Source organism: Streptomyces sp. NPDC055287 (genome assembly GCF_053646035.1).
In genome coordinates, this window is record NZ_JBSHNE010000008.1 from 37,213 (window position 1) to 62,191 (window position 24,979).

Genomic DNA, 24,979 nt, shown 5'->3' on the forward strand with positions numbered 1-24,979 from the left:
ATGGGCGCGGGCCACGCCCACAAGCTCTACCGGCACGGGCACAGCCCGGTGCACGCGCTGCCGCCGCACTGCAAGCTCGCCGCCGTGTTCTGCTTCGTGCTCGTCGTCGTCTCCACGCCGCGCGAGGCGATGTGGGCGTTCGCGCTGTACGCCGCGCTGCTCGGCGGGGTCGCGTACGCGGCGCGCGTACCGGCCGGGTTTCTGCTGAAGCGGCTGCTCATCGAGGTGCCCTTCGTGGCGTTCGCGGTGCTCATGCCCTTCGTGGCGCAGGGGGAACGCGTGGAGGTGCTCGGCGTGTCGCTGAGCGTCTCGGGCCTGTGGGGCGCCTGGAACGTCCTGGCCAAGGGCACACTGGGCGTCGCCGCGTCCGTGCTCCTCGCGTCGACGACGGAGCTGCGCTCGCTGCTGCTGGGCCTCCAGCGGCTGAAGTTGCCGCCGCTCCTCGTACAGATCGCGTCGTTCATGATCCGGTACGGCGATGTGATCACCGACGAGATGCGCCGGATGTCGATCGCCCGGCGCTCGCGCGGATTCGAGGCGCGGGGCGTGCGCCACTGGGGCGTCCTGGGCAAGACGGCGGGTGCGCTCTTCATCCGCTCGTACGAGAGAGGCGAGCGCGTGCATCTGGCCATGGTCAGCAGGGGGTACACCGGCACCATGCCGGTGATCGACGAAGTGACCGCGACACGGGCGCAGTGGTCGTACGCGGCGGCGCTCCCGGTGTCGGCGTTCGCGGTCTGTCTGCTGGGATGGACGCTATGACCACCACCATGTCCCTTGAGGTCAGCGGCCTCGCGTACGCCTACCCCGACGGCCACCAGGCCCTCTTCGGCGTCGACCTGAACGTCGCGCGCGGGGAGCGTGTCGCGCTGCTCGGGCCGAACGGCGCGGGCAAGACCACGCTCGTACTGCACCTCAACGGCATCCTCACGGCCGGCGCGGGTTCCGTGACCGTGGCGGGGCTGCCCGTCGGGAAGCGGCACCTCGCCGAGATCCGGCGCAGGGTCGGCATCGTCTTCCAGGACCCCGACGACCAGCTCTTCATGCCGACGGTCCGCGAGGACGTGGCCTTCGGACCGGCGGCGGCGGGGATGCGCGGCGCGGAGCTGGAGGCGTGCGTGACGGCGGCGCTGGAACGGGTGGGCATGGCGCGGTACGCGGACCGGCCGCCGCACCATTTGTCGTTCGGGCAGCGGCGGAGAGTGGCTGTCGCGACCGTGCTCGCGATGGAGCCGGAGATCCTGGTACTGGACGAGCCGTCGTCCAATCTGGACCCGGCGTCGCGGCGCGAACTGGCGGACGTCCTGCGGTCGTTGGACGTGACGGTGCTCATGGTCACGCACGACCTGCCGTACGCGCTGGAACTGTGCCCGCGCTCCGTGATCCTCAGCGGAGGCGTGATCGTGGCGGACGGTCGGACGCAGGAGCTGCTGTCGGACGACGCGGTGATGCGGGAACACCGGCTGGAGCTGCCGTTCGGGTTCGACCCGGGGTCGGTGCGGGTGGAGGCGTAGGGCCGAGGGGCGACCCCGGGACGCCCTCCGGGCTGCCCTCAAACGCCGGACGGGCCGGATGCTGCCGCACCCACACCCCCACGCCACCCCGCCCGGCAGGGCCGTTGCACCATGGGGGGATGAGCGCGAGCGCAGTAGTGGATGCACGGGGCACGGTGGCTGCCGGATTCGAACCGGTCAGGGACGCGTTCGTACGCAACTTCGGGCAACGCGGCGAGCGCGGCGCCGCGGTCGCCGTCTACCGCCACGGCCACAAGGTGGCCGACCTCTGGGCCGGAACCCGCGACGTGGACGGCACGGAGCCGTGGGCCGTCGACACCGCCCAGATCGTACGGTCCGCGACCAAGGGAGTCGCCGCCGCCGTGCCTCTGCTCCTCCACCAGCGTGGCCAGATCGACCTGGACGCCCCCGTGGCCACGTACTGGCCCGAGTTCAAGGCGAACGGCAAGGAGCGCGTGCTCGTACGCCATCTGTTGTCCCACCGGGCGGGTGTACCGGCGCTCGACCGCCCGTTGACGCCCGTCGAGGCGATCGACGGCGAGTCCGGGCCCCGCGCCGTCGCCGCTCAGGCGCCCGCCTGGGAACCCGGCACCGAGCACGGCTACCACGCGCAGACGTACAGCTGGCTCGTCGGTGAGCTCGTGAAGCGCGTGACGGGCCGCACCGTCGGGCGTTGGATCGCCGAGGAGATAGCCCGGCCGCTGGGCCTCGATTTCTGGGTCGGGCTGCCGGCGGACGAGGCACACCGGGTGGGCCGGATCGGACCCGTCGAGGCGCCGCCCCTGGGCGGCGGGACGCTGCGGCTGCGGCCCAAGCGGAGCGTGAGCGAGGCGTACGCGGACCCGGGCTCGCTCACCCGGCGCGCGTTCGGGGCGATCGATCCGCTCGCGGACGAGAACGACCCGGCGTACCGGGCGGCCGAACTCCCCGCGTCCGGCGGCATTTCCACCGCGCGGGCGCTCGCGCGGTGCTACGCGGCGATGATCGGCGAGGTCGACGGGCACCGGCTGTTCGCCCCGGCCACACTCACGCTGGCCCGCACCGAGGAGTCGGAGGGCCCGGACCGGGTCCTGGTCGTCAACACCCGTTTCGGCCTCGGGTTCATGCTGCACGGCTCCGGTGCGCCCCTGCTCGCGCCCGGCTCGTTCGGACACCCGGGCCGGGGCGGCTCGCTCGGGTTCGCCGATCCCGAATCGGGGATCGCCTTCGGGTACGTGACCAACGGGCTCCAGAAGGGGGTCACCGCCGACCCGCGCGCACAGGCGCTGGTCGCGGCGGTGCGGTCCGCCGTCCGGTCCGCCGGGTGACCACGGGGCGATCGGCGATCCGCTGCGTGCTCCGGCGTGATCCGCCGTCTGATCCGCCGCGTGATCCGGTGAGATGCCGACGGGTCAGCCCGTGTGGAGCATCAGGCCGATTCCGATCACCATCAGGCCCGCCGCCGCGATTCTCGGCGCACCGAAGCGTTCCTTGAAGAACAGCGCGCCGATCGCCGCGCCCACGATGATCGACGACTCCCGCAGCGCCGCGATCGGCGCCAGCGGAGCGCGCGTCTGCGCCCACAGGACCAGGCCGTACGCCGCGACGGACAGGGCCGCGCCCAGCAGGCCCCGCCCGGCCAGCGGCCGCAGCTGGGCCAGGAGTTCGGAGCGGCGGCGGTAGAAGGTGTACGCCGGGATCGCGAGGCCCTCGAGGATCATCAGCCACGCGATGTACCCCAGCGGTGAGCCCGACGCGCGCACACCCACGCCGTCCACCACGGTGTACGCCGCGATCGACAGGCCGGTGGCGAGCGCCGCCACCAGCGCCGGCCAGTGCGGGCGCGAGCCCCGGATACCCCACAGGGCCACGCCGACCAGGCCCGCGCACGCCACCGCCACGCCCGCCGTCTGCCAGCCGCCCGGGACCTCTCCGACGAACACCGCCGCCAGCACCGTCACCACCAGCGGCGCCGTGCCCCGCGCGATCGGGTACATCTGCCCGAAGTCCCCGAGCGTGAACGACCGCATGAGCAGCGCCATGTACGCCACGTGGAGCGCGGCGGAGGCGAACAGGTAGGGCCAGGCCCCCGCCGCCGGGAACGGCACGAACGCGGCCGCCGCCAGGCCGATCAGTGCTCCGCCGCCCGAGATGAGCGTGAAGGAGAGCAGCTGGTCCTTGATGTGGTGCGCGAGGGCGTTCCAACTGGCGTGCGTGAACGCGGCGATCAGGACCGCCGCCGCGACGACGGGCGTCACTTGCGCTGCTCGCGTATGTCCACCGGCGCGCCGCCCGCCCGGGCGACGAGGGTCTTCGGCTCCATCGGGAAGACGGTGGGCGAGGTACCCGCCGCCGCCCGCACCACCGCGCGGCCGGGCAGCCCCCGGTCGGCCGGCACCCGCGCCTTCGTACCGGGCGTGGGCGGGGCTTCGGCGAACCGGGGGCGGGCCGCCGTCCGGTGCGTGGATTGCGGAGTGCTCATGGCCCGCACGCTAGCGGTAGTTGTACGGGCCATGCGAGCCGGTTGTGCGGCCGCCGGTCAGCCGGCCCGCAGTACCGCCGCCACCAGCGGTCCCGCAGCGTCGCCGCCGTGGCCGCCCGACTCGACGGACGCCGCTGCCGCCACGTCGTCGCTGAACCCGGCGAACCAGCTGTTGGACCTGCCCTGCCCGTCGACCTCCGCCGAACCGGTCTTCGCGCCCTTGTCGCCGCCGACCGAGGCCATCGCCTGCGTGCCCGTACCCCAGGACGCCGTGGCCGTCTGCCGCATCATGGCGACCAACTGGCTGTGCACGGAAGGGGACATGGAACGGGATGCCTCGGCCAGCTCCCGGCCGTCGAGCGACCGCGGCACGATGATCGGCTGCCTGAACGTGCCGGCCTTGGCAGTGGCGGTGACCGACGCCATGTTGAGGGCGTTCATCTGGACCGTGCCCTGCCCGATGTACTGCGCCGCCGCCTCGCCACCGGAGGCTTCCGGGATCGTACCGTCGGCCGTGATGATCCCGGTCTGCCAGTCGAGGCCGAGCCCGAAGACCTCACTCGCCGTTTTGGGGAGCGCCGCGTCGTCCTTGGTGTCGTCGATCAGCTTGATGAAAGCGGTGTTGCAGGAGCGGGCGAAGCTGGTGGAGAAGGTGCCGTCCGGGATGTCGAAGTCGTCCAGGTTCTTGAAGGTGGTGCCCTGATACATCGCGGTCTTCGGGCATTCCGCCTTGCGGTCCGCGCCGGCCAGGCCCTTCTCCATCAGCATCGTGGCCGTCACGATCTTCAGGGTGGAGCCCGGCGCCTGCTTGCCGAGGACCGCCGCGTTGTAGGCGTCCTCGCGATTGTTGGCGATCGCCAGGATTTCGCCCGTGCTCGGCTTCACCGCCGCGACCGAGGCCTCGCTGTGCTGCTTCACCGCCGTCTCGGCCGCAGCCTGCACGCCCGCGTCCAGCGTGGTCGGCAGCCTGCCCGGCTTGCCCTTGGTGAGCGTGAGCACCGTGCGAGGGGCGACGCCGTTGTCGCTGCCGCTCTCGATCGCCAGCTCCACGCCCGGCGTCCCGCCCGCCTTCTCGCCGTACTTCTCCCGCAGGGCGTCCAGAACGGGCCCGAGCGACGGGAACTTCGCCGCCGTCAGCTCGTTGCCGTCGCGGTCGACCGCCTTGATGGGCGGGGCCGAGGCCTGGCCCGTCCGCAGTATCTCGCCGTCCTTCAGGTCCGGATGGAGGACGGTCGGCTTCCAGTCGACCAGCGCCTTGCCCGAGGTGAGCCCGCGCACGACCGTCAGTTCCGACTCGTACGAGAACGCCTTGCTTCGGCCCTTGTACGTCACCGTCGCCTCGGCGGTGAACGGCACCTTCGTCCCCACCGCCGTGCCCGGCGTCAGCTTCACCTCACTGATGTGCGCCTCGTCGCGGTAGGCGGACAGCGCGGGCCGCGCCGTGGCGGCGTTGTCGGTGAGTTCCGCGGCCGCGAGGGCATCGCCCTTCGCCCAGGCGGCGAGGAAATCCTTCGTGGTCCGCGCGATCTCGTCCGCGCTCGGCGGTCCCGACTTCTTCGGCGCCGAGACGGTGTTGACGTCCGGACCGCCGGTCTCCCCGCTCACCATGGAGTACGCCGCGTAGCTCACGCCTCCGGCCGCTACCAGGAAAACTCCGCCGACTATGGCGACTTTCGCTCCACTGCGCATGGTGTGCAGTCCCCTCCCCAGGAGTCCCTCCTGAACTGAACGTGTTCAAGAAGTGCAGTACCGCACTCTACGGGACGGAAGGGACGCCCGGGGTGACCGTTACAGGACCGGGACGGACGCCCGGCGCCGACGTGCGGTCAGTGGTGGTGCCCGTCCCGGCCGAGGGTCTCCACGGGGGTCGCGCCGGGGCGGGTCCACTGCGGCACGGGCCGGCTGGTCGGGCCCCAGGTGGCGACGCCGTCGGCGTCCGAGCGCCAGTACCAGCAGGCCTGGCGGGCCTCGGACGGGTACCCCTCGTGGACATCGCCGATCACGGGCCGGCCCTCGGGGTTGTCCTCCCACGCCTCGCCGCGGCCGTAGGGCGTCATGTCGAGCAGGCCGAGGGACCCGTTGACCGGCTCGTTGCCGCGGCCCGTCGTGGAGTAGGTGAGGAACACGCGGTCGCCGTCGCGCAGGAAACAGGCGATGTGCCCCATTTCTCCGCCGACCGGCGCCTCCACGCCCCGCACCGAGTACCAGGGCTGGGTGTAACCCATGAACGCGCCGTAGGGAGCCACCTCGTCCCAGGGGCCCGAGGTCAGGACGGCGAACGAGACGCCCCGGGCGTTGAGGTAGACGGCGTCCTTCACGTGCCAGGCCGTGGTGGTGCAGCCCTCGCACTGCCCCTGGTGCGGCGCGCCGTCGTACCACATGTGCTTGTAGACCACGAGCTCGTCGCGACCCCGGAACAGACCGAGGAACGGGACCGGCCCGTCAACGCCGGTGACCTCGACCGCGCCGTCGAGCTCGACCATCGGCAGCCGCCGCCGGGCCGCGGCGATCGCGTCGCCCTCACGGGTGTGCGCCTTCTCGCGGACCAGCAGCTCCTCGCGTGCCGCCTGCCAGGTGGACAGGCCGACGACCGGCGGCTTGCCGGGGAGGTTGCTGCTCGCGCTGCCGGGCGTCGTCGTCATGGTGTCCTCCGTGGTGTCTCGTGCCGGGCAGCGTCGTACGACGTCCTACGACCCTCACCAGAGCAGACCCGCGACCAGGCCGGAACTCATCGCGGCAGGGGGAGCCCCGCCCCTCGGCCGAGCCTGCGGACCCCGTCGGAGCCGAGGAGTTCACAGACCTTTGGTGCTCCCGCCCAGCTAAACCCAGGTGTCCAGCCAGATGCGGTTGCGCCACTCGTCCATCGGGAGCGTCTGGCCGGTGTAGATCGGCCAGAAGTAGATGAAGTTCCACATGATGAGGAGTACGAGCACTCCCGCGCCGACCGCCCCCGCCACCCGCCGCCGCTCATGAGCGCCCGGTCGTCCCAGCATCGCGCCGAGCATCATCGCCAGCGCCAGGCACAGGAACGGCACGAACACGACGGCGTAGAAGAGGAAGATCGTCCGCTCCTGGTAGAAGAACCAGGGCACCCAGCCCGCCGCGATGCCGCACGCGATCGCTCCCGCCCGCCAGTCGCGCCGGAACGCCCAGCGCCACAGCACATACAGGACGGCGAAGCACGCCGCCCACCACAGCAGCGGGGTGCCGAGCGCCAGCACCTCCTGGGCGCAGTCGCTCGTCTCGCTCGCCGGGCAGCCCTCCTCGCCGGGTTTCGGCGACTCGTAGAAGTACGAGACCGGGCGGCCCACCACGATCCAGCTCCACGGGTTGGACTGGTAGGTGTGACCGGACGTCAGGTTGACGTGGAAGTTGAAGACCTCGGTCTCGTAGTGCCACAGGCTGCGCAGCCAGTCGGGCAGCCACGTCCAGTTGCCGCCCTTGCCGGCGCCCTGCGCCCAGTCCCGGTAGTAGCCCTCCTTGGTGACGATCCAGCCCGTCCAGGAGGCGACGTACGTCACGAACGTGACCACGACCGTCGACACGAACGCCGGCGTGATGTCCCGCTTCAGTACCGCGAGGTACGGCTGCATCGCGCCTGCCGTCCGGCGCGCGCCCACGTCCCACACCACGGTCATCAGGCCGAACGCCGCCAGGATGTACAGGCCGTTCCACTTCGTACCGAAGGCCAGGCCCAGGCACAGCCCCGCCGCGATCCGCCACGGCCGCCACCCGAGCCGCAGCCGGTCCGCGACCCCGACGTCCGGGCGCAGTACCCCGTCGTCGTCCGACGGGAGCGCCGCCGCGAGCCTGCGCCGCGCCCAGTCCCGGTCGATGAGAAGGCAGCCGAACGCGCCCAGTACGAAGAACATCAGCACCTGGTCGAGCAGCGCCGCGCGGCTCATCACGAAGTGCAGGCCGTCCACCGCCAGCAACGCGCCCGCCAGGCACCCCAGGAACGTCGAGCGGAAGAGCCGGCGGCCGATCCGGCAGAGCATCAGGACCGACAGCGTGCCGAGTACGCAGACCATGAAGCGCCAGCCGAACGGCGTGAACCCGAAGAGCTGTTCGCCGAGCCCGATGACCCACTTGCCGACCGGCGGATGCACCACATAGCCCGGCTCGACCGGGACCGGGACCCCCGACGGGTCGGCGAGGACCGACTTGTCGATGTCCTTGGGCCACTGCCCCTCGTACCCCTGGTGAATGAGCGCCCAGGCGTCCTTCGCGTAGTACGTCTCGTCGAATATCACCGCCTTGGGGCTGCCCAGATTCCAGAACCGCAGCAGCCCCGCGACCAGCGCCACTAGCAGCGGCCCGCCCCACGCGGCCCACCGCACCAGGTGTCCCGCGAGTACGGGCGGCACACCGAGCACTCTCCAGATCTGGGTGCCGGGCGCACTGTACGGCGGCACGAGCCGTTCGCGCAGCCCGATGACGGGCCTGGGTACGTAGCCGAATCGCCGCAGCCGCTGCTGCCACGACGGCGGCTGCTCCCCGGGGGCCCGGCCCTGCTGGGCTTCTGACGCGGTACTGGTCACCGCGCCATCGTAGGGAACACATCTGTGCGCGTCGTGTGCGCGCCCTGCGAGGATGGCTCTTGTGACTGGAACGACTGGAACGACCGGAACGACCCGAACGACGGCGGCGCCTGGAACGGCCGGAACGCTCGTGCTCGCGGGAACGCCCATCGGCGATGTGGCCGACGCGCCGCCCCGCCTCGCCGCCGAACTCGCGACGGCCGACGTCGTGGCAGCCGAGGACACCCGGCGGCTGCGCCGGCTGACGCAGGCGCTCGGCGTACAGACGACGGGGCGTGTCGTGTCGTACTTCGAGGGCAACGAGAGCGCCCGTACGCCCGAACTCGTCGAGGCGCTGGAGGACGGCAAGCGGGTGCTGCTCGTCACCGACGCGGGCATGCCGTCGGTCTCCGACCCCGGCTACCGGCTGGTCGCCGCCGCCGTCGAGAAGGACATCAAGGTCACGGCGGTGCCCGGCCCCTCCGCCGTACTGACCGCCCTCGCCCTGTCCGGCCTGCCCGTCGACCGCTTCTGCTTCGAGGGCTTCCTGCCCCGCAAGGGCGGTGAGCGCCTCGGCAAGCTGAAGGAGGTCGTCGGTGAGCGGCGGACGATGGTGTTCTTCGAGGCCCCGCACCGCCTCGACGACACCCTCGCCGCGATGGCCGAGGTCTTCGGCGACGAGCGCAGGGCCGCCGTGTGCCGCGAGCTGACCAAGACGTACGAGGAAGTGAAGCGGGGCCCGCTCAAGGCGCTCGCCGAATGGGCCGCCGAGGGGGTACGGGGCGAGATCACCGTCGTCGTCGAAGGCGCCTCCGACGCACCGCAGAATCTGGAGCCGGCGGAGCTGGTGCGCAGGGTGCAGGTGCGCGAGGAGGCAGGGGAGCGGCGCAAGGAGGCGATCGCCGCGGTCGCCGCCGAGGCGGGGCTTCCCAAGCGCGAGGTGTTCGATGCCGTTGTCGCGGCAAAGAATGCGGCACGGACGGGCTCCGCGGACGGTAAAGGACTATCGTGAATAGTTAAAGCTAGCTAAAGCGCAGACCGCGCACCGGGCCTTTTTCCATGGAAAGGCCAAGACCGGTCCATATCTCGACAGGCACCGATGCGCTCCCGCCGAAACAGGCGTCCACTGGACCAGTGGAAAGGAGCTGGCATGAGCGAGATCGCAGACACCGCCGGCGCAGGAACCACCGTTCACGAGGCCTATGCCTTCGCCTGCATGAGGTGCGGGCACGGCTGGGAGCAGTCCTTCGAGATACACCACCACGTCGACGGCAATGGCCACGAATTCGTGGTCTACACGGCTGACGGCGAGCGGGTGCCCTCGCCGCTGTCCCGTCCCACCTGTCTCAATTGCGGCGGGCATGTCGTGCGGATCATGCAGGCGGGGCAGGTCTCGTCGATCAGGGAAATGCTGCGGTCTGCCGTCGTGGACGCGCCCATGCTGGGACCGGTCGTGGGAATCCCGGGACCGGTGATGGAGGAGGCCCCCGGTCCGGTGCGGGTGAAGCACGCCTGGCGCCCGTCGGATCTGCTGCATCCCTTCCAGCACCGGAAGTGACCGGCACCACCACCGCGGCACGTGAGGGCCGGGAGGGGCACCCGGCTTTCGTACGATCGTGACCATGAGCCCCAAGGACGCACTCCCACCGCTGCCCGAGCCCCTCCGGGGAGAGGTAGCCGATTCGCACACCCACCTGGACATGCAGGACGGCACCGTCGAAGAGGCCCTGACGAAGGCCGCCTCGGTCGGTGTCACCACCGTCGTCCAGGTGGGCTGCGACGTGAAGGGCTCGCAGTGGGCGGCCGAGACCGCCGCGGCCCACGAGAACGTGCACGCCGCCGTCGCACTGCACCCCAACGAAGCCCCGCGCATCGTCCTGGGCGACCCCGACGGCTGGTCGCGCCAGGGCGCGCGCATCCCGGGCGGGGACGGCGCCCTCGACGACGCGCTCACCGAGATCGACCGGCTGGCCTCCCTCCCGTACGTGCGGGGCGTCGGCGAGACCGGCCTCGACTACTTCCGTACGGGGCCCGAGGGCATGGCCGCCCAGGAGCGGTCCTTCCGGGCCCACATCGAGATCGCCAAGCGGCACGGCAAGGCACTCGTCATCCACGACCGCGAGGCGCACGAGGACGTACTGCGCGTCCTCGACGAGGAGGGCGCCCCCGAGCGCACCGTCTTCCACTGCTACTCCGGCGACGCCGCCATGGCGGAAATCTGCGCCCGTAAGGGCTACTTCATGTCCTTCGCCGGAAACATGACCTTCAAGAACGCCCAGCCCCTGCGGGACGCGCTCGCCGTCGCGCCGTTGGAACTGGTGCTCGTCGAGACGGACGCGCCGTTCCTGACCCCGGCGCCGTACCGCGGACGGCCCAACGCCCCGTATCTCATTCCGGTCACCGTACGCGCGATGGCGGCGGTCAGGGGCATCGAGGAGGACGTCCTGACGGCTGCCCTCGCCGCGAACACGGCACGCGCGTTCGACTACTGACGGCCCTCCTCAGGCAATGTCGCGACTCTTCGTGGTCGTGTTGCTTTGGAGAGTGACGACGGCTCCGCTAGTGTCCCGGCCCGCAGCGTCATCGGGACGGACCGGACTTCTGGAGCGTCGTGGGCAATTCGCAGGGCAGTCACCGGGCGACGCGCGGCAGCGACCGCCGCACGGTGGAGTACGGCGCGGTGGGGTACGACGCGGCTGAGTGCGACACGGTGGGGTATGGCGCGGTGGGGTACGGGGCGGTGGGGTACGGCGCCGACGTGGCGGAGTGCGACACGGTGGAGTACGGGGCGGTGGGGTACGGCCCGGACGGGTACGGCGCCGACCCGTACGTGCCGGCGTACGAGCTCCAGCGGCTGCCGCGTCAGAACCCCGGCACGCTCACGGCCACCCTCGTGGGCGTCGGGCACGGCGGCCGGGCGGCGGCCCGGCGGGCCGCCAGGCGCCGCAAGGGCGCCGAGCGGCCCGAGAGGCTGCGCCGACTCCTCCCGCAAGCGCTCGTCGTCGCGTTCCTGGCAGGCGGCACCTCGGCGTTCGTGGCGAGTGACAAGGCGGTCAAGCTCAGCGTCGACGGCGTACCCCGCACGATGCACACCTTCGCCGACGACGTCACCGAGCTGCTGGAGGACGAGGGTGTGGAGGTGGGGGCGCACGACCTGGTGGCCCCCGCCCCCGGCGCGGCTCTGGCCAGCGGCGACGAGATCGTGGTCCGGTACGGGCGTCCCGTCACGCTGACCCTGGACGGGCAGCGGCGCCGGGTGTGGACCACCGCCCGTACGGTCGAGGGCGCACTGCGCCAGCTCGGGGTGCGCGCGGAGGGCGCGTACCTCTCCGCCTCGCGCTCCCTGGAGATCGGGCGCGCCGGGCTCGCTCTGGACGTACGCACCGAGCGGACCGTGACGTTCATGGCGGACGGGCGCGAGCGGACGATCCGTACGAACGCCGCGACGGTCGGCGAGGCGCTCGCGGAGGCAGGCATCAGCCTGCGCGGCCAGGACACCACGTCCGTGCCGCCCGGCAGCTTCCCGCGCGACGGGCAGACGGTCACGGTGATGCGGATCCGGGGCGCGGAGGAAGTACGCGAGGTACCCATTCCGTTCGACGTGGTGAGGACCGAGGACGCTTCGCTGTTCAAGGGGACCGAGGTGGTGGTCCAGGCCGGCGAGCAGGGGGCGAGGAGGGTGACGTACTTCGTGCGGACCGTCAACGGTGTCCGGCAGCAGCCCAGGAGGGTCGGGGAGGAGATCGCACGCGAGCCGGTCGCGCGGCGGGTGAAGGTGGGTACGAAGGAGAGGCCGGCGTCCGTGGCCGGGGCCGACGGGCTCAACTGGCACGGGCTGGCCCACTGCGAGTCCGGGGGGCAGCCCGGTGCGGTGGACCCGACGGGCAACTACGGCGGCCTCTACCAGTTCGACACGCAGACCTGGCAGGCACTGGGCGGCAGCGGGCGGCCGCAGGAGGCCAGCGCGAGCGAGCAGACGTTCCGGGCGAAGAAGCTGTACGTCCAGCGGGGGGCCAGTCCGTGGCCGCACTGCGGCGGCAGGCTGCGGGGGTGAGGCGGGCGGGGCCGACGGTTCGGTTCACGGGGCGTGGTGGAGCGGTGGCTCCGGCGTCGGTGCCGCGCCGCGGCGTCTCCTCGGGTGCCGGCGGGGGTCGGCGCGCGATGCCCAGGCTGTGTTCGACACCCTGCGGGGAGCGCCCCGGCACGTCCCCTCCTGGCAGCTCGGAGTGTGTGCGGTGTGGCGGTGGCGGTAGCGGGGGTGGTGGCCCCGGTTGTGTTCGGCGCCCTGTGGAAGTGCCGGGGCGTGTCCCCTCCTGGCACCTCGGGGTGTGCGGGGGTGCCGGGGTGTACCGGGGGCTCGGTGTGCGGGGCGGAGGCGGGTGCCGGGGCCTTTAGGCTTGAGCGGTGAGCAGCACTGAGCCTTCTGAGACGCCTCCTGAGCCCCTGCACGACCTCCTGGGCCCCGCCGACATCCGGGAACTGGCGGCGGCGCTCGGCGTACGCCCGACCAAGCAGCGCGGCCAGAACTTCGTCATCGACGCGAATACCGTCCGCAGGATCGTGCGGACGGCCGGCGTGCGGCCCGACGATGTGGTGGTCGAGGTCGGGCCCGGGCTCGGTTCGCTGACCCTGGCGCTGCTGGAGTCCGCCGAGCGCGTCGTCGCGGTCGAGATCGACGACGTGCTCGCCTCCGCGCTGCCCGCCACGATCGCGGCCCGGATGCCCGACCGGGCCGAGCGGTTCGCGCTGGTCCACTCCGACGCGATGCAGGTGACCGAGCTGCCCGGGCCCGCCCCCACGGCGCTGGTCGCGAATCTGCCGTACAACGTCGCCGTCCCCGTGCTGCTCACCATGCTGGAGCGCTTCCCCAGCATCGAACGGACGCTGGTCATGGTCCAGGCCGAGGTCGCCGACCGGCTCGCGGCCCGGCCCGGCAACAAGGTGTACGGCGTGCCGTCGGTGAAGGCCTGCTGGTACGCCGACGTGAAGCGGGCCGGATCCATTGGGCGGAACGTCTTCTGGCCCGCGCCGAATGTGGATTCCGGGCTCGTTTCGCTGGTGCGCAGGAGCGAGCCGATCAAGACGTCGGCTTCGAAGGCGGAGGTCTTCGCCGTGGTCGACGCGGCGTTCGCGCAGCGGCGCAAGACGCTGCGGGCCGCGCTTGCCGGGTGGGCCGGATCGGCCCCGGCGGCCGAGGCGGCACTGGTCGCGGCCGGCGTATCGCCCCAGGCGCGGGGCGAGTCGCTGACCGTGGAGGAGTTCGCCCGTATCGCCGAGAACAAGGGAGCGGCGGCATGACGGTCACGGTCCGGGTCCCCGCGAAGGTCAACGTCCAGCTGGCGGTGGGCGGGGCGCGCCCCGACGGCTTCCACGACCTGGCGAACGTCTTCCTGGCGGTGGGGCTGTACGACGAGGTCACGGTCACGCCGTCGGACTCGCTGCGCGTCACCTGCTCGGGCCCGGACGCCGGGCAGGTTCCCCTGGACCGTACAAACCTCGCCGCGCGGGCGGCGATCGCGCTGGCCGCACGTCACGGACTGTCGCCGGACGTGCACATCCACATCGCCAAGGACATTCCGGTCGCGGGTGGCATGGCGGGCGGCAGCGCGGACGGCGCGGGCGCGCTGCTGGCGTGCGACGAGCTGTGGGGTACGGGGTCCTCGGCGGCCGAGCTTCTGGAGATCTGCGCCGAGTTGGGCAGTGACGTGCCGTTCAGTCTGGTCGGCGGGGCCGCGCTGGGTACGGGCCGTGGCGAGAACCTGACGCCCCTCGACGTCGGCGGCGCCTTCCACTGGGTGTTCGCGGTCGCGGACGGCGGGCTGTCGACGCCGGCCGTGTACGGCGAGTTCGACCGCCTGACGGCCGGCACCGACGTCCCGGCCCCGGTGGCGTCACCGGCTCTCCTGGACGCCCTGCGCACGGGCGACGCGACGGCCCTGGCGGGCGCCCTGCTCAATGACCTCCAGCCCGCGGCCCTTTCTCTGCGCCCGTCGCTCGCCGCCACCCTGGCGGCCGGTACGGAGGCGGGGGCCCTGGCCGCCCTGGTCTCGGGCTCGGGCCCGACCACGGCGTTCCTGACGAAGGACCAGGAGTCGGCGGAGTCGGTGGCCGCGGCCCTCACCGCCTCCGGCACCTGCCGCACGGCCCGGGTGGCGCAGTCGCCCGCGGCGGGCGCGACCGTGGTCGGCGGCTGACGTCCGGGGCTCTCGTACTCAGGCGGGAGATGAGTACGGGAGCCCTGTCGGACAGCTGTGCGGGGGCGAGAGCGTACCCGCATGGGAAACAGTGTTCGCGAGCTCGCCGACCGGACGCCCGCCGGGCGCGACCGGTACACCGACCTGCTGCGCGTCGCCTCGCTCGGCACCGTCGTCGCCGGGCACTGGCTGATGGCCGCCGTCTCCGCCGACGGCGGCGTGGGCAATCTGCTGGCCGTCGTGCCCGAGCTCCAGGTCTTGACCTGGATGCTTCAGGTCATGCCCGTCTTCTTCTTCGTCGGCGGCTTCTCGCACGCGCTCTCGTACCGGTCTCTGCGGCGCAAGCACCCGGGGGCCGCGGTGTACTCCGTGTTCGTACGGGCCCGCCTCCAGCGGCTGCTGCGGCCCACCATGGTCTTCGTCCTGGTCTGGGGCGCCGCCGCTCTCGCGATCCTGCTCCTCGGCGGCCATGGGGGGCTGACCGGCGTCGCGCTTCGCCTCGTCGCCCAGCCGCTGTGGTTCATCGGGATCTACCTGGCGATGGTCGCCTTCACGCCGCCCCTGCTCAAGCTGCACGAGCGCCACGGCTGGGCCGCCTTCGGCGTGCTCGCCCTCGCCGCCGCGGGCGTCGATGTCCTGCGGTTCGCGTTCGGGGTGCCGTACGTCGAGTTCCTCAACTTCGCCTTCGTCTGGCTCGCCGTCCACCAGCTGGGGTTCCTGCGCGCCGACGGCCGCATCCGGATGCCGGCCGCTCTCGCGGCCGCGGGCCTGGCGGGCGCCGCCGCGCTGGTCGCGTTCGGCCCGTACCCGCTGAGCATGGTGGGAATGCCCGGCGAGAAGGTCAGCAACATGGCCCCGCCCACGCTCGCCCTCCTCGCCCACGGGCTGTGGCTGGTCGGCGCGGTCGAGCTGCTGCGCGCCCCCGGCGCGCGCCTCGTCGCGCGGCCGCGCGTGTGGCGCACCGTCGTGGCCGCGAACGGCATCGCGATGACGGCGTTCCTGTGGCACCTGACCGCGATGCTCGGTGTGTACGGCGCGATGCTCGCCCTGGACGTGCCGCTGCCGGCACCGGCCGGTGCGGCCTGGTGGGCGCAGGTGCCGGTGCGGTTCGCGGCGGCGGCGGCCCTGACCGCGCTGTGCGTGGCGGCGTTCAGGTCCTTCGAGCGGACCGCGCCCGGGAATCCGCCGGCGGCTTCCCCCGGGCGCCTGGCCGGCCCCGCCGCCGCTGTCGGGGTCACGCTGTGCCTGCTCGGCGTCCTCGGCCTGTCGATGGTGGGCTTCGGCGGCCTCCTGGAAGGCCGTACGGCCATGCTCATCGCCGTACGGGTCAGCGCCCCCACGGCGGTCGCCATGGCCCTCGCCGGCTGGCTGCTGGTCGAGACGGCAGGCCGGGTGACGCGGGCGCGGGCCGTCTGACCCGGGGATACGGGCCACGGCGTACCGGGTGGGCGTCAGGGAGGCGGCGGGGGCGACTACGCTGGAGCGTCTATCCCTTTCCCGTCCCTGGAGCGCGCACCCATGGCCGTCAACCTCGTCAACGTCGAGGCCGTCAGCAAGGTCTACGGCACCCGTGCCCTGCTCGACGGCGTGTCCCTCGGCGTCTCCGAGGGGGACCGGATCGGTGTCGTCGGCCGTAACGGCGACGGCAAGACGACCCTCATCCGGATGCTCGCCAAGCTGGAGGACGCCGACGGCGGCCGCATCACGCACAGCGGCGGCCTGCGTCTGGGCGTCCTCACGCAGCACGATTCGCTCGACCCCGCCGCGACCGTCCGGCAGGAGATCATCGGCGATCTCGCCGACCACGAGTGGGCGGGCACCGCCAAGATCCGCGACGTACTGAACGGCCTCTTCGGCGGGCTCAGCCTGCCCGGGTTCGAGCACGGGCTCGAAACGGTCATCGGGCCCCTGTCCGGCGGTGAGCGCCGCCGCATCGCGCTGGCCAAGCTCCTCATCGACGACCAGGACCTGCTGGTCCTCGACGAGCCGACCAACCACCTCGACGTCGAGGGCATCGCCTGGCTCGCCAAGCACCTCCAGTCGCGCCGCTCCGCGCTCGTCTGCGTCACCCACGACCGCTGGTTCCTCGACCAGGTCTGCACCCGCATGTGGGACGTGCAGCGCGGCGCCGTCCACGAGTACGAGGGCGGGTACTCCGACTACGTCTTCGCCCGCGCCGAACGCGAGCGCATCGCCGCGACCGAGGAGACCAAGCGCCAGAACCTGGTCCGCAAGGAGCTGGCGTGGCTGCGCCGCGGCGCGCCCGCCCGTACGTCGAAGCCGCGCTTCCGCGTCGAGGCGGCCAACGAGCTGATCGCCGACGTGCCGCCGCCCCGCGACACCTCCGCGCTGATGAAGTTCGCCAACTCGCGGCTCGGCAAGACGGTCTTCGATCTCGAGGACGTCACCGTCCAGGCCGGGCCCAAGGTGCTGCTCAAGCAACTCACCTGGCAGCTCGGCCCCGGCGACCGCGTCGGCCTCGTCGGAGTCAACGGCGCCGGCAAGACGTCGCTGCTGCGCGCCCTGGCCGACGCGTCCCGCACCCAGGGCGACACCCAGCCGGTCGCCGGCAAGGTCGTCGTGGGCAAGACCGTGAAGCTCGCGTACCTCTCCCAGGAGGTCGGCGAGCTCGACCCGAACCTGCGCGTGCTCGAAGCCGTTCAGCGCGTACGGGACCGGGTGGACCTCGGCACCGGACGCGAGATGACGGCGGGTCAGCTGTGCGAGCAGTTCGGGTTCACCAAGGAGAAGCAGTGGACCCCGGTCGGCGACCTGTCCGGCGGTGAGCGGCGCCGACTGCAGATTTTGCGGCTGCTGATGGACGAGCCGAACGTGCTCTTCCTCGACGAGCCGACCAACGACCTCGACATCGAGACGCTGACGCAGCTCGAGGACCTTCTCGACGGCTGGCCGGGGTCGATGGTCGTCATTTCGCACGACCGATTCTTCATCGAGCGGACCACGGACAAGGTGTACGCGCTCCTCGGCGACCGGACGCTGCGCCACCTGCCGCGCGGCCTGGACGAGTACCTGGAGCGCAGGCGGCAGATGATCGAGGCCGCCGCCCCGGCCCCCGCCGCCGTCGCCGCACCCGTGAAGAAGAAGGCGTCCGGTGACGCCCGCGCCGCCCAGAAGGAAATGCAGAAGATCGAGCGTCAGCTCGGCAAACTCTCCGACAAGGAGACCAAGCTGCACGCCCAAATCGCGGACAACGCCACCGACTTCGAGAAGGTCGCCCTGCTCGACGCCGAGCTGCGGGAACTCGTCGCCGGGCGCGACGAGCTGGAGATGCGCTGGATGGAACTCGCCGAGGACGCGTAGCAGATACGCGAGGCCGAATAACGAGCGCGTCACGGCCCGGTCCTCCCTTGGGAACAGGGGCGGACCGGGCCCTCGTTCGCAGGGGTTCAAGTGATAGAAAGAAGCCCCGCTCGACTGACGTAGATCTGCGGGGCTCAAGCCCGATTCGCTCCTTTCTGGGGGAATTACGCCGCCGGAATTGCGGGGGAGACCGAACGGGCGGCGGTCTCGTGTGAAGAGGTAAGCGCTGATGTCTCAGCCGCCCAACCAGCCGCCGCAGGGCGGCTTCGGAGCCCCCCAGGACCCCCGGCAGCAGCCGCCCCAGCCGCCTGCCCAGCCGCCGCAGATGCCGCCGGCCCCGCCGACGCCCCCGGCCGCCCCGCCCCAGCAGCCCCCGGCCCAGCCCGGATACGGCTACCCGCAGGCGCCGCCGCAGCAGGCGCCGCAGCCGGGGTACGGCTACCCGGGCCAGCCGGGCCAGCAGCCCGGCCAGGCGGGTCCGTACGGCCAGCAGCCGGGCCAGGCAGGTCCGTACGGTCAGCAGCAGCCCGGCCCCTACGGTCAGCAGCAGCCGGGCCCGTACGGTCAGCAGCAGGCGGGTCCCTACGGCGGCTACCCGGGCGCACCCGCCCCGGGCTCCGGCGGTGGCGGGCCCTTCAAGGGCAAGCCCGCGATCATCATCGGCGCGGCCCTCGCGGCGGTCCTGGTCGTCGTCGGCGGCATCTACATCGCCACCAGCGGTGACGACGGCGGCAAGAAGCAGCGGCCCATCGCCGACAGGAGCAAGGACAACAAGCCGGACGGGCTGCCCACCGGCGACACCGGTGACGACTCCGCCGACGGCCGTGACGCCGGTGACGACCTGAACGCCGGGCGCCAGGCGGGCGAGTCCAAGGTGCTGTGGCTCCAGAAGAACGACATCGACCTGCCGCGCAACGGCTCCGACGTCTACGGCCCGTGGTTCACCGACGGACTCGTCGTCAAGGCGATGTACAAGCAGGTCGCCGCCTACAACACCACGGACGGCAAGGAGAAGTGGAAGCTTCCGCTCTCCACCGAGGTCTGCGCGGCGCCCGTGAAGGCAGCCGACGACGGCAAGATCGTCATCGGCGTCAAGGACGGCACCACCGACAAGGCCAAGTGCAGCCAGCTGCAGATGATCGACCTCAAGACCGGCAAGGCGGGCTGGAAGGCCGAGGTGAAGAAGGAGGGGCTGTTCGACCTCCTGTCCGACATCACGATCGCCATCAGCGGCAACACCGTCACCGCAGGCCGCACCGGCCACTCCACCGCCTTCAGCATGAAGGACGGCAAGCAGCTGTGGGGCAAGCTCGCCGGTGAGTGCCAGCCGTACGCCTTCACGAGCAGCGCCAAGCTGATCGCCGCCGCGGCCTGCTCCACCGGCGAGGCCGCCAAGCATCACGAGCGGATCCAGGAGCACGACCCGGCCACCGGCAAGGTCAAGTGGAGCTACCCGCTGGCCAAGGGCTGGGAGGTCGACAAGGTCTACTCCGTCTCCCCGCTCGTCGTGTCCGTGACCGAACGCGAGAAGAAGACCTGGAGCGTCATCGCGCTCACCGACGGCGGCAAGCTGCGTTCCGAGATCGACGGCGGCAAGGACAAGTTCCAGCCCCGGTGCGGCGGCAGCTTCGTCATCTTCGGCCAGAACCTCGAGGGCTGCACAGGTGTCGCCGCCGACGCGAACACCTTCTACATGGCGACCGCAGAGAAGTCGAGCGGCCTGGAGAAGAGCAACGAGGTCGTCGCCTTCAACCTCGACACCGGCAAGCCCAAGTGGCGTACCCCGAGCACCGACCGCGCCATGATGCCGCTGAAGATGGAGGGCGGCGAGGTCCTGGTCCACATGGAGGCCTCGTACGACAAGGGCGGCGCGCTCGCGACCATCCCCGCGTCGGGCGCCAAGAAGCCGAAGACGCTGCTCCAGAACCCGCAGTCGACCGCCGAGATCGAGAACGGCTTCTTCACGACGAAGGTCGCCTACGAAGGCGGTCAGCTCTACGTCGTCGCCTCCCGCGTCAGCGCCAGCAACGACGAGGAGGAGAAGGAGGCGAAGACCATGATGGTCTTCGGCAAGTGACGACCGGTGACTGAACCCACGGTCCGCCCCCACGTCCTCGACTCCCCTTCTCCAGAGGTACGCACCCCATGACGCAGCCACCGCCCCCGCCGCCGAACGAGCCCCCGCAGGGCGGGTTCGGCGCTCCGACGCCCCCGCCCGCGGGCGGCTTCGGCGCCCCCACCCCGCCCCCGCCCGCCGGCCAGCCGGGCTACGGCTACCCGCAGGCGCCCCCGGCGCCGCCCGCCCAGCCGGGCCAGCAGCCGGGCTACGGCTACCCCGCCCAGCCCGGCCAGCAGCCCGGTTACGGCTACCCGGGGCAGCCCGGCCAGCCCAACCCGTACGGACAGCAGCCGCCTTACGGTCAGCAGCCGCAGTACGCCCACCCGCAGGGCATGCCCCCGCAGGGCGGTGGCGGCAAGAAGGTCAACACCACCACCGTGATCGTCGTCGCGGCGGTCGTCGCGGTGGCGCTGATCGTCGGCGGCGGCGTCTGGTACGCCTCCGGCACCGACGAGGGCGGCAAGGACGACCGGACCCGGAACTCCTCCGCCGGCCCGACCGGCGGCGGTGGCGGCGACGACGACGCCAAGCCCGCCCCCGACGGCGAGGGCAAGGAGGAGAAGCCGGGCAACACCAACTCCAAGGTCCTCTTCCAGCTGCCCGCCCCGAAGGTGAAGGAGTCGGTCGCCGGCGTCAACGGCTCCTGGATCACCGACAAGGCGTACGTCAAGAGCGGCCTCAACGAGGTCGTGGGCCGTGACCTGGACAAGGGCACGGAGCTGTGGACGATTCCGCTCCAGGGCGAGGTCTGCGCGGCGTCGCAGCACGTCACCAAGGACAACAAGACCGCGATCCTCTTCGCCGGGCCGATGCCGTCGGGCGCGACGTACTCGCCCTGCACCGAGGTCGGTGTGATCGACCTCGACGCGGGCAAGCTGCTGTGGCAGAAGTCGGTCAAGGACGGTGACGACAAGGTCATCTTCAGCGAGATCACGATCGGCGGCGACGCGGTCGGCGCCGGCGGCACCCGCGGTGGCGCGGCCTTCGACGTGGCCACCGGCAAGGTCCGCTGGCAGCCGAAGGCCAACGCCGAACAGTGCCGAGACGTGGGGTACGCAGGCGGCGAGGCCCTCGCCACCGTGCGCAGCTGCGGTTCGGTCAGCACGCCCCAGCTCTCCATCGAATACCTGAACCCGAAGACCGGCGCGCCGCTCTCCAAGTACAAGATGCCCAGCGGTGTGGACCAGGCGAGCATCGTCTCGACCAAGCCGCTGGTCGCCGCCGCCGATGTCGGCGACACGGCGGGCGACGGCAGCGGGGTGTCCGACTTCTTCTCGATCGACGAGAAGACCGGCACGCTGCGCGCCAGAATCTCGGCCGACGCCGAGAAGTACGCCCCGAGGTGCCGGGACACCGAGGGCTGCACCAAGGTCGTCGTCGGCAACGGCAGGATCTACATGCCGACCGAGGAGCACGAGGGCGGCAGCCAGGGCGGCCGTACGAACGAGATCGTCTCCTTCGACCTCGCGACCGGCGAGCTCACCGGCGACCGGGCCGACGCGGGCGACCGCTACACGATGCACCCGATCCGTATGGACGGCGGCAACATCATCGCGTACAAGTACCCGCCGTACGACAAGGGCGGCCAGGTGGTGAGCATCAACGGCGGTTCCATGAAGGAGACGCTGCTGCTGGAGAATCCGGCAGACCGGGCGGTCCGTGATGTGGCGACGTCCTTCACGGTGGACGCGGCCGAATTCCGTTACGCCGACGGCCGCCTGTTCATGGCGACGCGCCTCATGAGCCCGGAGCGCGACGGCTTCAAGCGGTACCTGGCGATCGGCTTCGGCCCGAGCTGACGCACCTGACACCCGGTTCACAACGGCCCCGGCAGTGGCTCTCCACCCCTGCCGGGGCCGTCCCATGTCATACCCGGACCGGCAAGTAGTCCTGAATCGCGTGGAATTCGACAATCCGAGGGGCTTCTGACCGTAAGGGGCGCGCAACCTCGAACAAGCGTGTAGCTTGCCGGGTCAGGAGGGCCGGGGGGCCAGCTCCAGGGGCAGGGGTATGGGGGTTTCTCTAATGGGCGTGCGGCTCATGGTGGTCGACGACCACCGATTGCTCGCCGAAGCGCTCGCTTCGGCACTCAAGTTGCGCGGGCACCGGGTGCTCGCGGCGGCCGCCCCGACCTCGGGGGCGGCGGAACTGGTCGTCAGCAGGGCACCCGAAGTGTGCCTGTTCGGTACGGCGACCCCCGCCGAAGCGGGGGTCTTCGACCCGATCGTCCGCATCAAGCGGGAACGGCCGCAGGTCGCCGTCGTCGTGCTCGGCCCGGTACCGAACCCGCGCGGCATCGCCGCCGCGTTCGCCGCCGGGGCGTCCGGGTACGTACGCCACGACGAGCGCATCGAAGGTGTCGAGCGCGCCATGGTGAAGGCACGCGCGGGGGAGGCGGCGGTGGCGCCGCAGCTCCTCCAGGGGGCCTTCGCGGAGCTGCTCAACCCGGCCGCCCAGCCCGACGACGAGGGGCAGCGGCTGCTCCGGATGCTGACACCGCGCGAGGTCGAGGTGCTGATGCGGGTCGCGGACGGCGAGGACACCCGGCTGATCGCGGCCGGCATGGGCATCGCGCCGAGTACCGCCCGTACGCACGTCCAGCGGGTTCTCATGAAGCTCGGCGTCGGCTCCCGCCTGGAGGCGGCGGCCCTCGCGGCCCGGACGGGCCTGCTGGACCGCGCGGCGGCGGATCACAACTGACCGCCGCGCGGGGCTCCTTCCTGCCCCTACTCGGCCGGCTCGGCAGCCGGCGGGGCCAGCGGGCGCAGCTTGAGCCAGATGAGGAAGAACAGGCCGAGCGCCAGCATGGCCAGCCCCGTCCACAGGTTGATGTTGATGTCCTGGGCCTTCTTCAGGTCCGCGTCGGACGCCGTGATCCCGGCGATCGTGACGATCACGCCGTACACGGCGAACAGGCCGCCGATGATGCGCCGGATGTCGAAAAGGCGTGCCGCGGTCGCGGACTTGCGCTCCAGCTCGGAGACTTCGTGGTGCAGCTCGGACATGGTGTCGGCCTCCGGTCGGAAGGTCAGAAGGAGTAGGGGACGTAGCACAGGGCGGCGATGACGATCGCGCTCCAGCCGAGCAGCGCGGGCTTGCGGTACCAGGCGTCGTCGCCCTCGCCGGGCGGCTCCTCCAGCCCCGGCGAGCGCGTGCCGTACACGAGGCCCGCCAGCTCGGCCTCCGGCTTCGGCGCGGTGAAGAGGGTGACGACGACCATGACCACCGCACCGGCGACGAAGCCGACGATCGCGGAGACGAAGTTGGCGCCCTGGTCGGTCGGGATGTCGACGATTCCCTGCTTGTAGACCCAGAAGTAGTTGAGCATCGCGGCGCCGGTGCCCGCCACGAGGCCCCACACGCCGGATTTCATCGAGGCCCGCTTCCAGAACATGCCGATGATGAAGACCACGAACATCGGGACGTTGAAGAAGGAGAAGAGCGTCTGGAGGTAGCTCATGATGTTGGAGAAGCTGGAGGCGATGAAGGCCGTGCCGATGGATGCCAGTACGCCGATCGCCGTGATCAGGCGCCCGAAGCGCAGGTAGTACGCGTCCTCACGGCCCGTCTTCACGTACTTGGCCCAGATGTCGCTCGTGAAGACGGTGTTGAACGACGACACGTTCGCCGCCATCCCCGCCATGAACGCCGCGAGCAGACCCGTCACCGCGATGCCCAGGACTCCGTTCGGCAGCAGCTCCTGCATGAGCAGCGGTATCGCGTCGTTGTACGTCAGGTCCGAGCCCGCGGTGCCGATCTTCGGTACGAGTACGGCGGCGACCAGACCCGGGATCATCACCAGGAACACGATGAAGATCTTCGGGAAGGCGGCGATCAGCGGAGTGCGCTTGGCGGCGGAGAGGTTCTTTGCGGACAGGGCGCGCTGGACCTCGGCGAAGTTGGTCGTCCAGTAGCCGAAGGAGAGCACGAAGCCGAGGCCGAGGACGATCGTCAGCCAGTTCGCGCCGAGCGGGTTGGCGTCACCTATGCCCGTACCGCCCCAGGCGGTGAGGAAGTTGTCGCCGTGGCTCTTCTCCAGTGAGCCGGTCAGGCCGTCCCAGCCGCCGACCCGCTTCAGGCCGAGGATGGTGAGCGGGATGAGGGCCGCGAGGATCACGAAGAACTGCAGCACCTCGTTGTAGATCGCCGAGGAGAGGCCGCCGACCGTGATGTACGCGAGGACGAAGAAGCCGGCGACGACGATCGACACCCACTGCGGCCAGCCGAGCAGCGCCTCGACGACGATCGACAGGGCGTAGAGGTTCACGCCCGCGATGAGGATGGCGGCGAAGGCGAAGAGGACCGAGCTCAGCAGGTGCGCGGACTTGTCGAAACGCTGGAGCAGGTACTCGGGGACCGAGCGGACCTTGGAGCCGTAGTAGAACGGCATCATCACCAGGCCGAGGAAGACCATGGCCGGGATGGCGCCTATCCAGTACCAGTGGACGACCGCGACGCCGTACTGCGCGCCGGTGGCGGCCATGCCGAGGATCTCGGTGGCGCCGAGATTCGCGGCCACGAAGGCGAGTCCGGTGACCCAGGCCGGCAGTGACCGGCCGGAGAGGAAGAAGTCGAGGCTGGTCTTCACGCTGGCCCGGGCGGCGAATCCGATGCCGAGGACCACGGCGAAGTAGATCGCCAGAATCGTGTAGTCGAGCCCGTTGGTGGGGAGCCGTAGCCCTTCGGCCAGGTAGTGCATGGGGACCTGCTTCGTCGTCGGGGACACGGACCGAGACGGGAACCTACGCCTCCGGGTAGCGAAACTGAATACTTCTGGTGGTGTTCTTTGTTTGATTGTGATCGACCGGCCGTGGCGCATCGCGGTGTGGGCTGTTGACTGCGCTGTTTGC

At 71.3% G+C, this 24,979-nt stretch carries 20 protein-coding genes and 1 pseudogene; 14 read left to right on the forward strand and 7 right to left on the reverse strand.

Translation table 11 applies throughout. The annotated features are described in order from the left end of the window. The 3 genes from cbiQ to ACWIHY_RS15045 all read left to right on the forward strand — a co-directional run bounded on the left by cbiQ (window position 1) and on the right by ACWIHY_RS15045 (window position 2,821). On the forward strand, window positions 1–762 hold the full coding sequence (gene cbiQ, locus ACWIHY_RS15035; RefSeq protein ID WP_454376085.1) for a cobalt ECF transporter T component CbiQ: 762 nt from the start codon (window positions 1–3) through the stop codon (window positions 760–762). Continuing rightward, entirely contained in the window at window positions 759–1,514 is a 756-nt protein-coding gene (locus ACWIHY_RS15040) for an energy-coupling factor ABC transporter ATP-binding protein (RefSeq protein WP_454376086.1), read from the forward strand. Before cbiQ ends, ACWIHY_RS15040 begins: the two co-directional genes overlap by 4 nt. A 137-nt stretch (window positions 1,515–1,651) precedes the next feature. Beyond that, window positions 1,652–2,821, forward strand: a complete 1,170-nt coding sequence (locus ACWIHY_RS15045; RefSeq protein ID WP_454376296.1) for a serine hydrolase domain-containing protein — start codon at window positions 1,652–1,654, stop codon at window positions 2,819–2,821. A gap of 84 nt (window positions 2,822–2,905) precedes the next feature. Here ACWIHY_RS15045 and ACWIHY_RS15050 read toward each other — a convergent pair whose 3' ends face one another. The 5 genes and pseudogenes from ACWIHY_RS15050 to ACWIHY_RS15070 form a co-directional block, all read right to left on the reverse strand. Then, on the reverse strand, window positions 2,906–3,751 hold the full coding sequence (locus tag ACWIHY_RS15050) for an EamA family transporter (RefSeq protein ID WP_454376087.1): 846 nt from the start codon (window positions 3,749–3,751) through the stop codon (window positions 2,906–2,908). Further along, a pseudogene (locus ACWIHY_RS15055) lies at window positions 3,748–3,903 on the reverse strand (YbaK/EbsC family protein); the annotation flags it as partial. The gene ACWIHY_RS15050 and the pseudogene ACWIHY_RS15055, both read right to left, overlap by 4 nt. A gap of 129 nt (window positions 3,904–4,032) precedes the next feature. Next, on the reverse strand, window positions 4,033–5,664 hold the full coding sequence (locus ACWIHY_RS15060) for a penicillin-binding transpeptidase domain-containing protein (protein WP_454376088.1): 1,632 nt from the start codon (window positions 5,662–5,664) through the stop codon (window positions 4,033–4,035). 137 nt (window positions 5,665–5,801) lie between these two features. Beyond that, the gene (locus ACWIHY_RS15065) at window positions 5,802–6,617 is read right to left on the reverse strand and encodes a DUF899 family protein (protein WP_454376089.1); all 816 of its coding nucleotides are present in this window, start codon (window positions 6,615–6,617) and stop codon (window positions 5,802–5,804) included. Window positions 6,618–6,794: 177 nt separating this feature from the next. Then, complete coding sequence (locus ACWIHY_RS15070; RefSeq protein ID WP_454376090.1) at window positions 6,795–8,516, reverse strand: dolichyl-phosphate-mannose--protein mannosyltransferase; 1,722 nt, start codon at window positions 8,514–8,516, stop codon at window positions 6,795–6,797. 61 nt (window positions 8,517–8,577) lie between these two features. Here ACWIHY_RS15070 and rsmI point away from each other — a divergent pair, with 61 nt between their 5' ends. The 11 genes from rsmI to ACWIHY_RS15125 all read left to right on the forward strand — a co-directional run bounded on the left by rsmI (window position 8,578) and on the right by ACWIHY_RS15125 (window position 22,829). Then, window positions 8,578–9,507 carry a 16S rRNA (cytidine(1402)-2'-O)-methyltransferase gene (gene rsmI, locus ACWIHY_RS15075; protein WP_454376091.1) on the forward strand — a complete coding sequence of 310 codons (930 nt, stop codon included), beginning with the start codon at window positions 8,578–8,580 and terminating at the stop codon, window positions 9,505–9,507. A gap of 138 nt (window positions 9,508–9,645) precedes the next feature. Further along, window positions 9,646–10,053 (forward strand): hypothetical protein, encoded by a 408-nt coding sequence (locus tag ACWIHY_RS15080; protein WP_454376092.1) that lies wholly within the window; start codon window positions 9,646–9,648, stop codon window positions 10,051–10,053. A gap of 64 nt (window positions 10,054–10,117) precedes the next feature. Then, window positions 10,118–10,987, forward strand: a complete 870-nt coding sequence (locus ACWIHY_RS15085; protein WP_454376093.1) for a TatD family hydrolase — start codon at window positions 10,118–10,120, stop codon at window positions 10,985–10,987. A 188-nt stretch (window positions 10,988–11,175) separates the two neighbouring features. Then, window positions 11,176–12,549 (forward strand): ubiquitin-like domain-containing protein, encoded by a 1,374-nt coding sequence (locus tag ACWIHY_RS15090; RefSeq protein WP_454376297.1) that lies wholly within the window; start codon window positions 11,176–11,178, stop codon window positions 12,547–12,549. Between the two features lie 350 nt (window positions 12,550–12,899). Further along, window positions 12,900–13,793, forward strand: a complete 894-nt coding sequence (rsmA, locus tag ACWIHY_RS15095) for a 16S rRNA (adenine(1518)-N(6)/adenine(1519)-N(6))-dimethyltransferase RsmA (protein WP_454376094.1) — start codon at window positions 12,900–12,902, stop codon at window positions 13,791–13,793. Continuing rightward, a complete protein-coding gene (locus ACWIHY_RS15100) occupies window positions 13,790–14,689 on the forward strand; it encodes a 4-(cytidine 5'-diphospho)-2-C-methyl-D-erythritol kinase (protein WP_454376095.1) in 900 nt (299 codons plus the stop codon). Before rsmA ends, ACWIHY_RS15100 begins: the two co-directional genes overlap by 4 nt. A gap of 81 nt (window positions 14,690–14,770) precedes the next feature. Then, complete coding sequence (locus ACWIHY_RS15105; protein WP_454376096.1) at window positions 14,771–16,105, forward strand: acyltransferase family protein; 1,335 nt, start codon at window positions 14,771–14,773, stop codon at window positions 16,103–16,105. Between the two features lie 102 nt (window positions 16,106–16,207). Then, complete coding sequence (locus ACWIHY_RS15110; protein WP_454376097.1) at window positions 16,208–18,010, forward strand: ABC-F family ATP-binding cassette domain-containing protein; 1,803 nt, start codon at window positions 16,208–16,210, stop codon at window positions 18,008–18,010. Window positions 18,011–18,239: 229 nt separating this feature from the next. Then, window positions 18,240–20,087 (forward strand): outer membrane protein assembly factor BamB family protein, encoded by a 1,848-nt coding sequence (locus tag ACWIHY_RS15115; protein ID WP_454376098.1) that lies wholly within the window; start codon window positions 18,240–18,242, stop codon window positions 20,085–20,087. Between the two features lie 68 nt (window positions 20,088–20,155). Next, a complete protein-coding gene (locus tag ACWIHY_RS15120; RefSeq protein ID WP_454376099.1) occupies window positions 20,156–21,928 on the forward strand; it encodes an outer membrane protein assembly factor BamB family protein in 1,773 nt (590 codons plus the stop codon). A 226-nt stretch (window positions 21,929–22,154) separates the two neighbouring features. Then, on the forward strand, window positions 22,155–22,829 hold the full coding sequence (locus ACWIHY_RS15125) for a response regulator transcription factor (RefSeq protein ID WP_454376298.1): 675 nt from the start codon (window positions 22,155–22,157) through the stop codon (window positions 22,827–22,829). A 26-nt stretch (window positions 22,830–22,855) separates the two neighbouring features. Here the strand turns inward: ACWIHY_RS15125 and ACWIHY_RS15130 are convergent, their stop codons facing one another. Both ACWIHY_RS15130 and ACWIHY_RS15135 read right to left on the reverse strand, forming a co-directional pair. Continuing rightward, a complete protein-coding gene (locus tag ACWIHY_RS15130) occupies window positions 22,856–23,134 on the reverse strand; it encodes a hypothetical protein (protein ID WP_454376100.1) in 279 nt (92 codons plus the stop codon). Between the two features lie 23 nt (window positions 23,135–23,157). Next, window positions 23,158–24,828 carry a sodium:solute symporter family protein gene (locus ACWIHY_RS15135; RefSeq protein WP_454376299.1) on the reverse strand — a complete coding sequence of 557 codons (1,671 nt, stop codon included), beginning with the start codon at window positions 24,826–24,828 and terminating at the stop codon, window positions 23,158–23,160. Between the last annotated feature and the right edge of the window lie 151 nt (window positions 24,829–24,979).

Excerpts from the sequence above, each read along its gene's own strand:
- cbiQ (WP_454376085.1), top strand. The coding sequence starts at position 1 with ATGGGCGCGGGCCACGCCCACAAGCTCTACCGGCACGGGCACAGCCCG.
- ACWIHY_RS15040 (WP_454376086.1), top strand. The coding sequence starts at position 759 with ATGACCACCACCATGTCCCTTGAGGTCAGCGGCCTCGCGTACGCCTAC.
- ACWIHY_RS15060 (WP_454376088.1), bottom strand. The coding sequence starts at position 5,664 with ATGCGCAGTGGAGCGAAAGTCGCCATAGTCGGCGGAGTTTTCCTGGTA.
- ACWIHY_RS15065 (WP_454376089.1), bottom strand. The coding sequence starts at position 6,617 with ATGACGACGACGCCCGGCAGCGCGAGCAGCAACCTCCCCGGCAAGCCG.
- ACWIHY_RS15080 (WP_454376092.1), top strand. The coding sequence starts at position 9,646 with ATGAGCGAGATCGCAGACACCGCCGGCGCAGGAACCACCGTTCACGAG.
- ACWIHY_RS15085 (WP_454376093.1), top strand. The coding sequence starts at position 10,118 with ATGAGCCCCAAGGACGCACTCCCACCGCTGCCCGAGCCCCTCCGGGGA.
- ACWIHY_RS15100 (WP_454376095.1), top strand. The coding sequence starts at position 13,790 with ATGACGGTCACGGTCCGGGTCCCCGCGAAGGTCAACGTCCAGCTGGCG.
- ACWIHY_RS15105 (WP_454376096.1), top strand. The coding sequence starts at position 14,771 with ATGGGAAACAGTGTTCGCGAGCTCGCCGACCGGACGCCCGCCGGGCGC.
- ACWIHY_RS15110 (WP_454376097.1), top strand. The coding sequence starts at position 16,208 with ATGGCCGTCAACCTCGTCAACGTCGAGGCCGTCAGCAAGGTCTACGGC.
- ACWIHY_RS15115 (WP_454376098.1), top strand. The coding sequence starts at position 18,240 with ATGTCTCAGCCGCCCAACCAGCCGCCGCAGGGCGGCTTCGGAGCCCCC.
- ACWIHY_RS15120 (WP_454376099.1), top strand. The coding sequence starts at position 20,156 with ATGACGCAGCCACCGCCCCCGCCGCCGAACGAGCCCCCGCAGGGCGGG.
- ACWIHY_RS15125 (WP_454376298.1), top strand. The coding sequence starts at position 22,155 with ATGGGCGTGCGGCTCATGGTGGTCGACGACCACCGATTGCTCGCCGAA.
- ACWIHY_RS15130 (WP_454376100.1), bottom strand. The coding sequence starts at position 23,134 with ATGTCCGAGCTGCACCACGAAGTCTCCGAGCTGGAGCGCAAGTCCGCG.
- ACWIHY_RS15135 (WP_454376299.1), bottom strand. The coding sequence starts at position 24,828 with ATGCACTACCTGGCCGAAGGGCTACGGCTCCCCACCAACGGGCTCGAC.